Source organism: Neobacillus sp. Fa239 (genome assembly GCF_055395235.1).
Map to the genome: position 1 here is coordinate 4,207,234 of NZ_AP041611.1, position 14,509 is coordinate 4,221,742.

10 protein-coding genes, 1 other RNA gene and 1 other annotated feature are annotated in these 14,509 nt (G+C 40.6%); of the genes, 1 reads left to right on the plus strand and 10 read right to left on the minus strand.

What is annotated here, in order from left to right; translation table 11 throughout:
- Positions 1 to 21: 21 nt before the first annotated feature.
- Complete coding sequence (locus tag ACZ5XR_RS20855) at positions 22 to 423, plus strand: hypothetical protein (protein WP_464498356.1); 402 nt, start codon at positions 22 to 24, stop codon at positions 421 to 423.
- 744 nt (positions 424 to 1,167) lie between these two features.
- On the opposite strand, the gene ACZ5XR_RS20860 is transcribed toward ACZ5XR_RS20855, so the two are convergent.
- The 10 genes from ACZ5XR_RS20860 to secDF form a co-directional block, all read right to left on the minus strand.
- Positions 1,168 to 1,935, minus strand: coding sequence for a tRNA threonylcarbamoyladenosine dehydratase (locus ACZ5XR_RS20860; protein WP_464498357.1), 768 nt, complete (start codon positions 1,933 to 1,935; stop codon positions 1,168 to 1,170).
- A gap of 161 nt (positions 1,936 to 2,096) precedes the next feature.
- Positions 2,097 to 2,294, minus strand: a non-coding RNA gene (gene ssrS / locus ACZ5XR_RS20865) — 6S RNA.
- 61 nt (positions 2,295 to 2,355) lie between these two features.
- On the minus strand, positions 2,356 to 4,131 hold the full coding sequence (aspS, locus tag ACZ5XR_RS20870) for an aspartate--tRNA ligase (RefSeq protein WP_464498359.1): 1,776 nt from the start codon (positions 4,129 to 4,131) through the stop codon (positions 2,356 to 2,358).
- Between the two features lie 15 nt (positions 4,132 to 4,146).
- Positions 4,147 to 5,418: a histidine--tRNA ligase gene (hisS, locus tag ACZ5XR_RS20875; RefSeq protein ID WP_464498360.1), complete on the minus strand. Its 1,272-nt coding sequence runs from the start codon at positions 5,416 to 5,418 to the stop codon at positions 4,147 to 4,149.
- A gap of 65 nt (positions 5,419 to 5,483) precedes the next feature.
- Positions 5,484 to 5,724: a binding site (T-box leader), on the minus strand.
- Positions 5,725 to 5,786: 62 nt separating this feature from the next.
- A complete protein-coding gene (locus ACZ5XR_RS20880) occupies positions 5,787 to 5,963 on the minus strand; it encodes a hypothetical protein (protein ID WP_464498361.1) in 177 nt (58 codons plus the stop codon).
- 164 nt (positions 5,964 to 6,127) lie between these two features.
- Positions 6,128 to 6,571 (minus strand): D-aminoacyl-tRNA deacylase, encoded by a 444-nt coding sequence (dtd, locus tag ACZ5XR_RS20885; protein WP_464498362.1) that lies wholly within the window; start codon positions 6,569 to 6,571, stop codon positions 6,128 to 6,130.
- An 11-nt stretch (positions 6,572 to 6,582) separates the two neighbouring features.
- Positions 6,583 to 8,778: a RelA/SpoT family protein gene (locus tag ACZ5XR_RS20890; protein ID WP_464498363.1), complete on the minus strand. Its 2,196-nt coding sequence runs from the start codon at positions 8,776 to 8,778 to the stop codon at positions 6,583 to 6,585.
- A gap of 387 nt (positions 8,779 to 9,165) precedes the next feature.
- On the minus strand, positions 9,166 to 9,678 hold the full coding sequence (locus ACZ5XR_RS20895) for an adenine phosphoribosyltransferase (protein WP_464498364.1): 513 nt from the start codon (positions 9,676 to 9,678) through the stop codon (positions 9,166 to 9,168).
- Positions 9,669 to 12,032 (minus strand): single-stranded-DNA-specific exonuclease RecJ, encoded by a 2,364-nt coding sequence (gene recJ, locus ACZ5XR_RS20900; RefSeq protein ID WP_464498365.1) that lies wholly within the window; start codon positions 12,030 to 12,032, stop codon positions 9,669 to 9,671. Before recJ ends, ACZ5XR_RS20895 begins: the two co-directional genes overlap by 10 nt.
- Positions 12,033 to 12,124: 92 nt before the next feature.
- On the minus strand, positions 12,125 to 14,383 hold the full coding sequence (gene secDF, locus ACZ5XR_RS20905; protein ID WP_464498366.1) for a protein translocase subunit SecDF: 2,259 nt from the start codon (positions 14,381 to 14,383) through the stop codon (positions 12,125 to 12,127).
- Positions 14,384 to 14,509 lie beyond the last annotated feature (126 nt).

The window sequence follows — 14,509 nt, forward strand, 5'->3', positions numbered from 1 at the left end:
CCCACTCAGTTAAGTCGCTTTATGAAAAAATTAGATCAAATTCCTTCAAAACTAAATGGGCGGCACAAAAAGCTAGCAGACCTTTTAATTTCCTTACATCAAAATGAATCGCGTTATGCAAAAATACCTCCATATACATATGAGCAGCAGAGAAAAGGGGTATCTTGCGTTTCGTGCCATTCATTATCAGTAACTTTTAACGGTGATAAATGTGTGTGTGGTAAATGCGGGTACGTTGAGGAGGTTGATTCTGCAATATTAAGGAGTGTGGGCGAATTAAAATTACTTTTTCCTGAGATGAAAATAACTACGAATGTTGTTCATGAGTGGTGTGCGGTGATTGAATCGAAAAAGATTATTAGAAGGGTATTAAAGGATAATCTGAAAAGTCATGGGGGTGGAAGATGGTTATATTTTGAATAAAAAGGAAATTAAAATGGGGTTGGTTTTAAATTTAAATAATAATAGAAATTCATCATTTCTTCCGTTACCTTGGTATCAGCCTTCCTTGAAGATACATTAATGACCAATGTAATGTTCTTTAATGGTTTTAGGTCATCAAGGGGCTCCCTTGATGACCTGTTTAGCTCTTATTACCCAGTTTCGGGCATCTTGAGCATCTCTTGATGACCGCTCAAGCTCTTGTTACTCAGTCTCGGGCATCTTGACCCTCTCTTGATTACCGCTCAAGCTCTTGTTACTCAGTCTCGGGCATTTTGACACTCTCTTGATGACCGTTCAAGCTTTAGTTACCCAGTTTCGGGCATCTTGAGCATCTCTTGATGACCGTTCAAGCTTTAGTTACCCAGTTTCGGGCATCTTGGCCCTCTCTTGATGACCGATTAAGCTCTTGTTACTCAGTCTCGGGCATTTTGACACTCTCTTGATGACCGTTCAGGCTCTTGTTCCTTAGTTTCGGGCATCTTGAGAATCTCTTGATGACCGTTCAAGCTCTTGTTCCTTAGTTTCGGGCATCTTGCCCCTCTCTTGATTACCGCTCAAGCTCTTGTTACTCAGTCTAGGGCATCTTGACCCTCTCTTGATGACCGTTCAAGCTTTAGTTACCCAGTTTCGGGCATCTAGGACCTCTCTTGATGACCGTTCAAGCTCTAGTTACTCGGTCCCGGTCATCTTGACCCTCTCTTAATGACCGGCTTTGTAACTTTTCTATTTTTCATCCGAAACCCGATAAATTTTTATATCCTTTAGTAATTCTCTTACAACATAACTCGCCATGATAAGGCCTGCTGCAGATGGTACGAACGCATTGGAGGCTGGCGGCATTTGTGCCTTCCGGATGGGGGCATTTTCCTTACCGACTACCTTTCGTACATCCTCACGAATCACAATTGGACTTTCGTCAGAAAAAACAACCGGGATGCCTTTATGAATTCTTTCCTTGCGCAGCTTAGTGCGGATCACTTTAGCAATAGGATCCGTATGAGTCTTGGAAATATCAGCAATTTTAAAACGGGTTGGGTCCATTTTATTTGCTGCACCCATACTGGAAATAATCGGAATGTCCCTTTTTAAACATTCCTTCATCAAATGGATTTTATAAATGATCGTATCTGAAGCATCCACAACAAAATCCAGTTTGTGGCTGAAAATCTCTTCATATGTTTCTTCTGTATAAAACATTTTGAGAGAAATAACTTCACAATCGGGATTGATATCTTTAATTCGTTCCTCCATAATGTCTACTTTTGGTTTGCCTATCGTTGATAACAATGCCACAAGCTGACGATTGACATTGGTGATGTCGACATCATCTTTGTCAATTAGAACTAAGCGGCCCACACCGGAACGGGCAAGTGCTTCTGCGGCAAAAGAGCCGACACCGCCGATTCCAAGCACTGCCACAGTGCTGTTTTTCATGATTTCAAGGCCTTCTTTTCCAATGGCCAATTCATTACGAGAAAATTGATGTAGCATTATTTTCACTCCAATATGTAAATTTCCTTAACTTATCTTTTTCCCGAATAAAAATATATCATACCTCGTAATAAAAACAAGTATCTTGATAGGAATAGTGCCAAAAACCACCATAATAAAAAGACTGACCAATGCCAGCCTTTACATTTAAAAAACAAGGAAAGAGTCCCAATCGTGCCGTCGTTTTTGGTTCCTTCATTTTGATCCCGCACTTAGCAGGTGGGTGTCCTGTTTCTGGTTTTGCAAGTCCCCTTAACCGTAAAAGGTTGAGGCATTTACGCAACGAGAAAACTCTGGACTCCCGAAGAAATAATGTTCGGTCAAAATTTCAGGTAGGACAACGTACACTTCAGGACTCTTCTTTAATTGTTATTATAATAGCATAAAACAATTTCACTATCAAGGTTTCATGAAAGCGTTTTATTCACTTTTATTTACGTCTAATTTCAAATGCAAATCCTTCAATTGGGCCTCGGAAACTTCACCTGGTGCATCGGTTAGTAAGCAGCTGGCACTTGCAGTTTTAGGGAAAGCAATCGTATCTCTTAAATTGGAGCTGCCAGCGAGAATCATAACCAGACGGTCCAGACCTAGCGCAATGCCTCCATGTGGCGGTGTGCCATATTCAAAAGCATTTAACAGGAAGCCGAATTGTTCTTTTGCTTCCTCAAGAGAAAATCCAAGGACTTTAAACATTTTTTCCTGAATTGGGCGTTCAAAAATTCTCAAAGAACCGCCGCCAAGCTCATATCCGTTCAAAACTAGATCATAGGCCTGGGCGCGGACTCTCCCTGGATCTGTATCCAGGTGTTCAAGGTCTTCCCTAAACGGCATTGTAAACGGATGGTGAGCGGCATAGTAACGGCCTTCTTCCTCATCGTATTCAAGCAATGGCCAATCGGTAATCCATAGGAAATTAAATACGCTTTGGTCGATTAAATCTAATTCTTTCCCCAGCTTAATCCGGAGTGCGCCAAGGGCGTCTGCAACTACACTCTTTTTATCTGCTACAAAGAGCAGTAAATCTCCTTCAGCAGCACCAAGAGTTGCTTTAAGTCCATTTGCGTCATCCTCAGTAAAGAATTTAGCGATTGGGCCTTTCAAGCCTTCTGCATCAACCTTGAGCCATGCAAGACCTTTTGCACCGTAACGGGCAACAAACTCTGTTAATGCATCAATATCTTTGCGGGAATAGTTTTCAGCTGCGCCTTTTACATTAATGGCTTTAACCTGACCGCCGTTGGCAACCGCCGCCGCAAAAACTTTAAATCCTGAATCCTTAACAATTTCTGATAAGTCGACCAATTCCAATCCAAAGCGAGTATCCGGCTTATCGGAACCAAAGCGGCTCATCGCTTCATCATAAGTCATGTGCGGGAAGGTTTCTGGAATCGTAAGTCCTTTTACCTCTTTCATTACCTTCTGCATCATATTTTCCATTAAGCTCATGATATCCTCTTGGCTGAGGAAGCTTGTTTCAATATCAATTTGCGTAAATTCAGGCTGACGGTCCGCACGCAGGTCCTCATCTCGGAAACAGCGGGCGATTTGATAATAGCGCTCCACCCCGCCTACCATTAACATTTGTTTAAATAACTGCGGTGATTGTGGCAGGGCATAAAACTCACCAGGATGTACGCGGCTTGGAACTAGGTAATCGCGAGCTCCTTCAGGAGTGCTTTTGGTTAAAATCGGTGTTTCAATATCTAAAAAGCCTTCTCCATCAAGGAAATCCCTAATTTGTTTTGTTACCTGATGGCGCATTTTTAATGTTTCAAAAATCACCGGCCGGCGAAAATCTAAATAACGATACTTTAAGCGAACGTCCTCGGACACATCTGTTTTATCGGCAATAACAAATGGTGGTGTTTTCGCCTCATTGATAATGGTCACTTTTTCAGCCTGTACTTCAATTGTCCCCGTTTTCAGGTTCTCATTTATAGTTGAAGCCTCACGTGCAACAACAGTACCAACAATATCAAGGACAAATTCGTTGCGGATTTTTTCTGCTGTTTGAAGTGCTTCTTTAGATAAATCAGGATTAAATACGATTTGAACAACTCCCGAACGGTCACGGAGGTCTAAAAAGATTAATCCTCCAAGGTCACGGCGTTTTTGCACCCAGCCTTTTAATGTAACTTTTTCCCCAATTGCTGATTCCGGCACATCACCGCAAAAATAAGATCTACCAAACATTTTGTTTTTCCCCCTTTATTGATTCAATCCTTGTAAATATGGAACAAATGAATTCAGGTCTACTTCTACCTGTTCTCCGGTAAGCATGTTTTTCACATTTATCTTTTGATTTTGTAATTCCTCATCGCCGAGAATGGCCACAAATTTGGCCTTTAAACGGTCTGCTGCTTTAAATTGAGCTTTGATTTTTCGGTCTAGGTAATCTCTTTCAGCTGAAAATCCGGCCATTCTAAGCTGCTGCAGCAGTCCAACCGTATAATCCTTTGCTTCCTGCCCGAGAGCTGCCAGATAGCAGTCGATTCCTTGATTGATTTCAAGTTCGACTCCTTCAGCATTTAAGGCTGCAATAAATCGTTCAATACTTAAGGCAAAGCCGATTCCAGGTGTTTCCGGTCCGCCAATTTCTTCAGCCAAGCCATTATAGCGGCCGCCTCCACAAAGAGTGGTAATGGCGCCAAATCCTTCGGCATCACTCATGATTTCAAACGCGGTATGATTGTAGTAATCCAATCCTCTAACCAGGTTGGGATCTACTTCAAAAGGGATATCCAATTGTGTTAAATAGGATTGTAATTTTTCAAAATAAGCTTTCGATTCCGCATTTAAGTAATCGATAATGGATGGAGCAGTTTTCATTAATTCGTGATCTCGGTCTTGTTTGCAATCCAGGATTCTTAATGGATTCTTTTCCAGGCGATTTTGACAGTCACGACAAAACTCGCCGATACGCGGCTGGAAATGATTGACTAAAGCGTTTCGGTGTGCATTCCTGCTTTCTTTATCTCCAAGGCTGTTAACAATTAACTTCAGTTTTTTCAAGCCCATTTCTTTGTATAAGTTCATTGCTAGGGAGATTACCTCTGCATCAATAGCAGGGTCATTACTTCCTAGTGCTTCGATACCAAATTGAACAAATTGGCGGAAGCGCCCTGCCTGCGGCCGTTCATAGCGGAACATCGGCCCCATATAATAAAGCTTAACGGGCTGGTTGGCATTGCCGAACATTTTCTTCTCGACGAAGGACCTTACAACAGCAGCCGTTCCCTCTGGTCTGAGAGTAATACTTCTGCCGCCCCTGTCTTCAAATGTGTACATTTCTTTTTGAACGATATCGGTCGAATCGCCAACACCTCTTGAGAAGAGATCGGTATGTTCAAAGATTGGTGTACGAATTTCATGATATTGATATTTCTGACAAAGCTCTCTCGCTTTATTTTCAATCAGTTGCCATTTTTCTACTTCACCTGGCAAGATATCCTGCGTGCCTCTTGGGATATTAATAGACATAGCGGCATCCTCCTTTATGTAACGTTTAATAAAAATAAAAAACTCCCGTCCCTTGTATATAAAATACAAGGGACGAGAGTTGTAGTCCCGTGGTGCCACCCTAGTTGGAATGCTCGAAAAAATGCATTCCCGCTTTTACAGTTAACGCCTGTTAACGTTCATCTCCTACTAAAGCAATGCTATTTCAGAGAGAAACCTACGGAGTGTTCATTCATTAAGAAACATGTTCGAAATGCTTTCAGCCCAGGGCATTTCCTCTCTTTCCATGCGGACCTCTTAATTACTATGCTCCATCAATGGTTATATCCAAATAATTTCATTTTATTTATATAATATTACGGAGCATCGTAGCGATTGTCAAGAAGGATTTACGACCTTTCTAAATGTTTTTTTAACTTTCTGACATCCCTCCCGGATAAACCAAATTCCGAAGCGATTTCAAAGGAATGATTTTGTGGATCATTTTGACTAAAATCATGAAAATCAGCACCAAATAGTCTTCCTTCCATGGATTGTGCGTTCATTGTCTTATCGCTAGCTCTCATCAAAAAATCACCTCTGTCCCATTCTATTTTGTTCTTATTATTTCCACTTCGGGTGTAAAACTTGCAGTGAATGGGAGAGATAAATAGAAATACTTTGGCAAAATTAGCATTTAATTACGATAAAATGATGAATAAAAAAATCTTGGCGCAGCGGCCAAGATTTTTTATGCTTTACTTTCTACAATTAAGGTTACCGGGCCGTCATTGATTAACTCGACTTCCATCATCGCTCCAAATCGGCCAGTTTCCACATGAATTCCTTTTTCACGCAAGAATCCGTTAAATGCATTATAAATCGGTAATGCCTGCTCCGGACGAGCCGCATCAATGAAGCTCGGTCTTCTCCCCTTGCGGCAATCACCATATAAGGTAAACTGGGAGACAGAGAGGATTTGGCCGCCGACATCCAATAGTGAGAGATTCATTTTTTCAGCTTCATCCTCAAAAATTCGAAGATTCGCAATCTTGTCTGCCAGAAAAGCAGCATCTTCTTCCTTATCATCATGGGTCACGCCTACAAGGAGAACAAGGCCACTTGTAATTTGGCCTGTGATTTCTCCGCTGACGGTAACCTTCGCACGTTTACTGCGCTGTACTACAACTCGCATGTTTGTACCCCTTAATTCATCATTCGGCGTACAGAATAAATATCAGGTATTTGCTTGATTCGATCGACAACTTTACGCAAATGGCTGACATTATGAATCGCAATGGACATGCTGATGGTTGCCATTTTATTGCGATCAGATCTTCCCGATACTGCCGAAATATTCGTTTTTGTTTCATTCACGGCCTGCAAAACCTCATTTAGAAGACCTCTGCGATCATAGCCGTTAATTTCGATATCAACATTGTATTCCTTCCGGTCATTTAGCGATGATTCCCACTCAACCGGAATTAATCGCGACTTGACATCTCCAGAGTCGATGTTTGTACAATCTGCACGATGGACCGAAACACCTCGTCCCTTGGTAATAAAGCCGACAATCTCATCTCCTGGTACCGGGTTACAGCATCTCGATAAACGAATTAACAAATTATCAATCCCTGAAACTCGAACACCGGATTCCCGCTTTTTAGAGGATGGGAACGATTTTAAATCGGTAATGGCATTCGTAATGCTTGAAGATTGTTCAATATCCCGCTTTTTCCGCCATTTTTCAGTTAGGCGGTTAGCGACTTGCAGGGCCGTTACGCCATTATAGCCAACCGCTGCATACATATCATCTTCATTAGAGAAATTAAATTTTTCAGCGACTTTTTTAAGATTATCAGTCGTTAAAATTCCCTTAATATCAAACTCCATAGCACGGATTTCTTTTTCAACAAGTTCCCTGCCCTTAATAACATTCTCATCCCGTCGCTGCTTTTTAAAGAAAGCACGAATTTTGTTCTTGGCCTGGGAGGTCTGCGCAAGCTTTAACCAGTCCTGACTTGGTCCATAAGAATGTTTAGAGGTAAGGATTTCGACAATATCCCCTGTCTTTAGGGTATAATCCAATGTCACCATTTTGCCGTTCACTTTTGCACCTATTGTCCTATTTCCAATTTCGGAATGGATTCGATAGGCGAAATCAATAGGAACAGAACCAGACGGCAGCTCTATTACATCACCTTTTGGTGTAAAAATGAACACCATATCAGAGAACAAATCAATTTTAAGAGATTCCATGAATTCTTCTGCATTTTGCGTATCATTTTGAAACTCAAGAATTTCTCGGAACCAGGTCAACTTTTGCTCGAATGAAGAGGTATCATTTAATCCTTTTCCTTCTTTATAAGCCCAATGGGCGGCAATCCCGAATTCAGCAATTCGATGCATCTCTGATGTTCGAATTTGCACTTCCAGAGGGTCGCCCTTTGGCCCAATAACAGTCGTGTGCAAGGATTGATACATGTTAGTCTTGGGCATTGCAATATAATCCTTGAATCTGCCGGGCATAGGCTTCCAGCAGGTATGAATAATCCCCAACACGGCATAGCAATCCTTAATGCTGTTCACAACAATTCTGACAGCTAACAAATCATAGATTTCACTAAATTGCTTATTTTGCAGCGCCATTTTTCGATAGATGCTATATATGTGCTTTGGACGTCCTGACAGATCTGCTTTAATAGAGACCTCATTCAATCGCCCTTTTACTTCATCAATCACATCATCTAAGTACTGCTCCCGCTCCGCACGCTTCTTTTTCATAAGGTTGACAATCCGGTAATACTGCTGCGGATTTAAGTACCTTAATGCTGTATCTTCCAACTCCCACTTTATCTTGGAAATTCCAAGACGATGTGCCAAAGGTGCAAAAATTTCAAGCGTTTCATTAGAGATTCTACGCTGCTTTTCAACAGGAAGATGCTTAAGCGTTCGCATATTATGCAAACGGTCGGCAAGCTTAATCAGAATAACCCTTATGTCCTGCGCCATTGCAACGAACATTTTCCGATGATTTTCCGCCTGCTGCTCTTCGTGTGATTTATATTTAATTTTCCCCAGCTTCGTAACGCCATCAACAAGCATGGCCACTTCAGCATTGAATTCAATCTCAATGTCCTTTAAAGAAACATTGGTGTCTTCAACAACGTCGTGGAGAAAACCAGCAGCAACCGTTGCCGGATCCATCTCAAGGTCAGCTAAAATTCCTGCAACCTGAATGGGATGAATAATGTACGGTTCACCTGATTTCCGATATTGGTCACGATGAGCATGTTTAGCAAATTCATACGCCCTTTTTACTAAGTCGACATTCTCATCATTCAAATAAGCCCTTGTCTTGTCGATGACTTGTTCGGCGGTTAACACTTGATCATTCGCCATGAAAAATCACCTTTTTTTATATAAGAATTTTTCCCTTTGGACTCTGTATTGTCAGCTTCAGAACCTATCAACTAGAGACTTCCGCTTCATTTATAAAATGTCATTCTTTATTACCTTGTTACTAAAATTAGAATGATTGTTACTATTATCGAGAAAAAAAGCTTAGATGTAAAGGGATTGTACGCATTTTTCTGCAAAATTCGTAAAAAATGTCGAAATATTTTCCGACAAATCCTTTTTATGGATTTTTTTCTATAATAAGAGGCTGTCTCAAACATAAGGGTCTGACCCCACAACGTCAATATATAGCTGAACTTTTCTAAAAAGCTGCTATATATTAAGTGTTGAGCGAGGGGGTCAGACCCTTGGAGACAGCCTCTTGCGCTATTAGTACTCCATTAATGTTAAAACATCATAACCATTTAGCTTTTTTCTTCCATCTAAATAAGAAAGTTCAATCAAAAATGCTATTCCAGCAACAATACCGCCAAGCTGCTCTACTAATTGAATCGTAGCTTCAATCGTACCGCCTGTCGCTAACAAATCATCGGTAATTAAAACACGTTGTCCCGGTTTAATGGCGTCTTTATGAATCGTAAGGACATCTTTTCCATATTCCAATCCATAGCTTACTTTAACGGTTTCCCGTGGCAGCTTACCTTCCTTCCGGACAGGGGCAAAACCAATTCCAAGTGAATACGCTACAGGACAACCGATGATGAAGCCGCGAGCTTCAGGTCCTACGATTAAATCGATTTCTCTTTCTTTTGCATAGGCAACAATTTGATCTGTTGCATACTTGTATGCTTCACCATTATCCATTAATGGAGTAATGTCTTTAAATTTAATTCCTGGTTTTGGGTAATCCGGTACGATGGTAATAAATTGTTTTAAGTCCATTCTGTTATTGCCTCCTCAATGTCAACTGACTCTTGAATGACTTGATCAAACCATCCTTTTAATTGCGGGAAGGAGGAAAACAATAAATCCCTCTCAAGAGCATATTGCCTCTCTTTTGTCTGATAGGTGACGGAGTCAGTTAAATCACGCTTTTGCGCAAGTTTGTTCAAAGTTATAAATCCATTGTTTATTGTAACAAAATCCAGTTCAGAAAACACCTTTGACATAAAGTAAATCGTTTCTTTTGACCAACCGCGGTGTTTCGCGATTTCATCACCATAACGTCCAATGTCAAACGGGCCTTTTTTTAGAAGTAATCCATAATACCATTTGAAATGGTCCCTCGTTGGGAGCGTACTAAAAAAGTCGCTCGATTCTTTATAAAAATAACTATAAATCCTGGCCGGTTGTTTACCTCTTAATAAAGCACTAATGATTTCCTTTGATGGCGGAAAATCCACTAACACGATATTGCCCATGGAAATATCGATTGCTCTAGCATCTTCCAGATTTTCAATAAGAGATATTTCATTTTGCAGCGCAGGAGTTAATTTTTCGATTGTCGATTTGTTAAAAATAATAAACTTTCTGTTCTCTTGCGGAATGGTCTCCGCCAGATTAGTCAATCGTTTTAAACCGCGATGGTCAAATAATTGCCAACAGTTGACGGCCATATCTTGGATGAAAATTTGTGGTTTACGTATATTATTCCATTCATTTATGGCTAATTCCCCAATAAGTGAAAGTTTTGATGCCGGCGAAATATGATCAGCCAAGAACCCAAGGCCAAAGCCTACTCCATCCAGATTGGCCCCGTTTTCAGTTACTAAAACCTTCAAATGATTTTGTTCACTGCCTATTTTCCTCATTGTGGCAATCTGTACATCATGAATGAGGACCTTAGGTTTTGGGTTGTCCATGCCATAGGGGGACAGCAGGTTTAATTCATCAAGTGCTGATAAACTAATCTCAGCTAAGCTTAACTCATGATCAAGCTGGGTAACTGGAATAAAATCCTCAGTCGAAAGCTGTTCCTCCGCTAAAGTGTTCAATCTGGAACGAAGGTCAGCCACATCCTCAAGGCTCAAAGTCATTCCGGCTGCCATTGGATGACCGCCAAAATGCGGCAAAATATCCCGGCATGTTGATAAATTTTTAAATAAGTCAAAGCCGGTAATGCTGCGTGCAGACCCCTTGGCAATTCCTTTGTTTTGGTCATAGCTAAGAACAATCGTAGGGCGGTAATATTTTTCCACGAGTTTGGATGCAACGATGCCAATCACACCTGCATTCCATCCTTCTTTACCTACGACAAGAACTTTATTGGAATCGATTGGAAAATTTTTTTCTACCTCTTCAATTGCTTCAAGCGTAATTGAATTTACGATGGCCTGTCTCGTTTTATTTAAGGAGTCCATTTCTTCAGCTAAAACTTTAGCTTCATGCTGATCATTCGTTAGCAAAAGCTGTACGGCAAGATCGGCATTTTCCAGACGGCCCACCGCATTAATCCGTGGAGCAAGTGAAAAGCCAATAGTTTCCTCATTAATTGACATCGGCTCGACTCCGGCTAACTTAAAAATAGCTTTGAGACCAATATTTTGAGTTGTCTTCAGTTTTTCAAGTCCTTTTTTAACAATAAGGCGATTTTCATCCTTTAATGACACGAGGTCGGCAATCGTTCCAATGACAGCAATTTCAAAAAGATGCTCCGGAACTTTACCATAAAGCGCATGGGAAAGTTTAAAAGCTACACCAACACCCGCAAGCTCCCGGAAAGGATAAATGCTGTCAGGAAGCTTGGGATGAATAATGGCAAGCGCCTCCGGCAAAATGGGGCCAGGCTCATGGTGATCCGTAATGATTAAGTCAAGACCCAGCTCTTTCGCAATGTTGGCTTCATGGATCGCAGAAATTCCTGTATCTACAGTAATAATTAATTTTATTCCATTATCCGCCGCATGACGGAAGGCAGTTTCATTTGGTCCATACCCTTCAGTAAAACGGTTTGGAATATAGAATTGAACGTTGGCTCCTAAGTCACGGAGTGTCATCATTAACACTGAGGTGCTGCTGACCCCATCCGCATCATAATCACCAAATATCAGAATTGGTTCTTGATTTTCAATGGCTTTATGAATTCTGTTAACAGCTGAATCCATCCCTTTTAAAAGAAAGGGGTCATGGAATTGTTCCTTGCCAAATAAAAAAAACCGTGCCGAATCGACGGTGTTTATTCCGCGGTTGACAAGCAATGCTGCAACAAGAGGTGTAATTTTCAATTCATTTACGAATGTTTCGATTAATTGGTCATTGGATTTCTTGACAATCCATCTCGTTTTTGATTTTAACACTGGTGTTTTCACCCCTCAGACCTACTTATTATACAGGAGCGGTAACAAGCTTTCAATAAAAGAAAAAACCGCAGGGCAAGCCTGCGATTTTTTTATACTTGTGGCTGATCGGAGTATCTTTTCTTTTCTTTTACCGTTCTAATAACACCTTTCTTTTTAAGCTCTCTGGATTTAAAGACAACCCATAGAGAGGATGCTATGAAGATGGATGAATATACACCCACTAAAAGCCCAACAAACAAGGCAATCGAGAAGTTACGAATCGATGGGCTTCCCAATACTAATAATGCCACAACAGTAATCAATACCATTAAAACGGTGTTTAAAGAACGAGTTAATGTTTGGTGAATACTTACATTAACAACATCAGCGATATCTTTAAAGGTTTTAAGACGTTTTTTCTTATGCATGTTTTCACGCATACGATCAAAGGTAACAATCGTATCATGAATCGAATAACCAACAATGGTTAAAACTGCCGCAATAAAGTTCAAGTCCACTTCCAATCTTGTAATACTGAAGAAAGCGATCATGAAGAATGCATCATGAAGCATGGCGATTACCGCTGCAAGGGCCATATACATTTCAAATCGAATGGTCACATATAGGATAATCCCAATCGACGCAATTAAAACGGCAATAATGGCATTTTTCGCAAGTTCCTTACCAACAGTTGGCGAAACCGTACTTACGTTTGGCTCTGTTCCATATTCACTTTTAAAACTGGTCTTTAATTTGGCAATATCATTTTTCGATAAAACACCTTTCAAACGCGCAGCACCAATATCATTGTTCTTGCCTTCAAGGGTAATATCATCCGCTGTTAAGCCAAGCTTTGCAAGTGAGCTTTGAATTTGCTGGGTTGTAACAGGTGTTTTTGATAAAACTTCCACTCGAGTACCACTAGTAAAATCAATGGCAAGGTTCAAACGGAATATAAAGAGCAATATAATTCCGATTCCAATAAGGACGCCGGAAAAGATGAAAAATTTATTTTTATGTTTCACAAAATCAATCTTATCGAACTTGGTCGGAAGGTCTAATGTATCGAAGTTTTCCGAAATATCTTTAATGTCAGCCTGTTTCACACCAAACCAGCCCGGCTTTTTATTTAAGAAACGGCTGTGCACCCATAAACCAAGCAATAAACGTGAACCGTAAACAGCCGTTAAAAAGCTCATGATTACACTCAGAATAAGCATGGTTGCGAATCCTTTCACAGAGCTTGTACCGTAAAAGAATAGGACTGAGGCTGTTAAAATTGTATTTAAGTTGGAATCGAGAATCGCTGTAAAAGCATTTTTCTCACCAGCCTGAAAAGCTGATTTAATCGACTTACCAACTTTGATCTCTTCTTTAATTCGTTCGTACGTGATAATATTCGCATCCACGGCCATACCGACCCCGAGAATCAAAGCCGCAATACCCGGCAGTGTCAGGACTGCATTCATCCAGTGGAAAATCAATAAAATTAAATAGATATAGATACTTAAAGATACAACAGCGATGAAGCCTGGGAATCGGTAATAAACAAGCATAAATAGATAAATAATCGCAACGCCGATAATGCCTGCCAAAACCGTATCGTGCAATGCTTTTTCCCCAAATTTAGCGCCGACAGAAGTGGAGTATACTTCTTTAAGCTTCACAGGAAGAGCACCGGCATTTAAAAGTGAAGCAAGGGTTTGTGCCTCTTGCACGGTAAAGCTTCCGACTATTGAAACTGTATCCTGGTTGAATACTTGTCTTACCGTTGGAGCCGAAAGATATTTAGGCTTCGCTTTAAGGGATTCAGCTTTAAAGGAATCTCCTTTTTTATAATCAAGCCAAATAACAAGCACATTTGGATTCATGTTCATAATTGTTTTGGTAACTTTTGCAAACTTTGAAGCACTCTTCAAGGTTAACGAAACACTTGGTTTGTTATTCTCATCAAAGGTTTGCTTGGCACCGCCCTGCTTCAAATCGGTCCCATCCATCATCAGTTTGTCATTGGCATCTCGGAAGGTTAAATTAGCCTGTGTAGACAAGATTTCACGCGCCTTGTTCTGGTCCTTTACACCGGCAAGCTGTACCCGAATCCGATTATTTCCTTCAACTTGTATACTTGGTTCACTGACCCCTAGGACGTTAATCCGTTTATCAAGTGCTGAGGCGGTATCAGCTAATACCTTTTTGTCAATTATTTGTCCCGGTTTAGCAGGTTGAACCTGATATAAAACTTCAAAACCACCCTTGAGATCCAGTCCCAGATTAATATGGTTTACAATATTTTTTGTTGTAACTCCCATGGTGCTTCCTAAAAGTAAAACGATTAGTAGGAAAGCAACGATTCTACTGCGTTTAACCATTATGTATTGTTCCTCCTTAGGGTATAAGCCAAAGCACTGCCACAGTACAAGCTTTTAAAAAAGTCATTGCCTTCATTATGAAATAAGATGGAAAGGCTGTCAATTTACATTAATATGAAAAAGGGC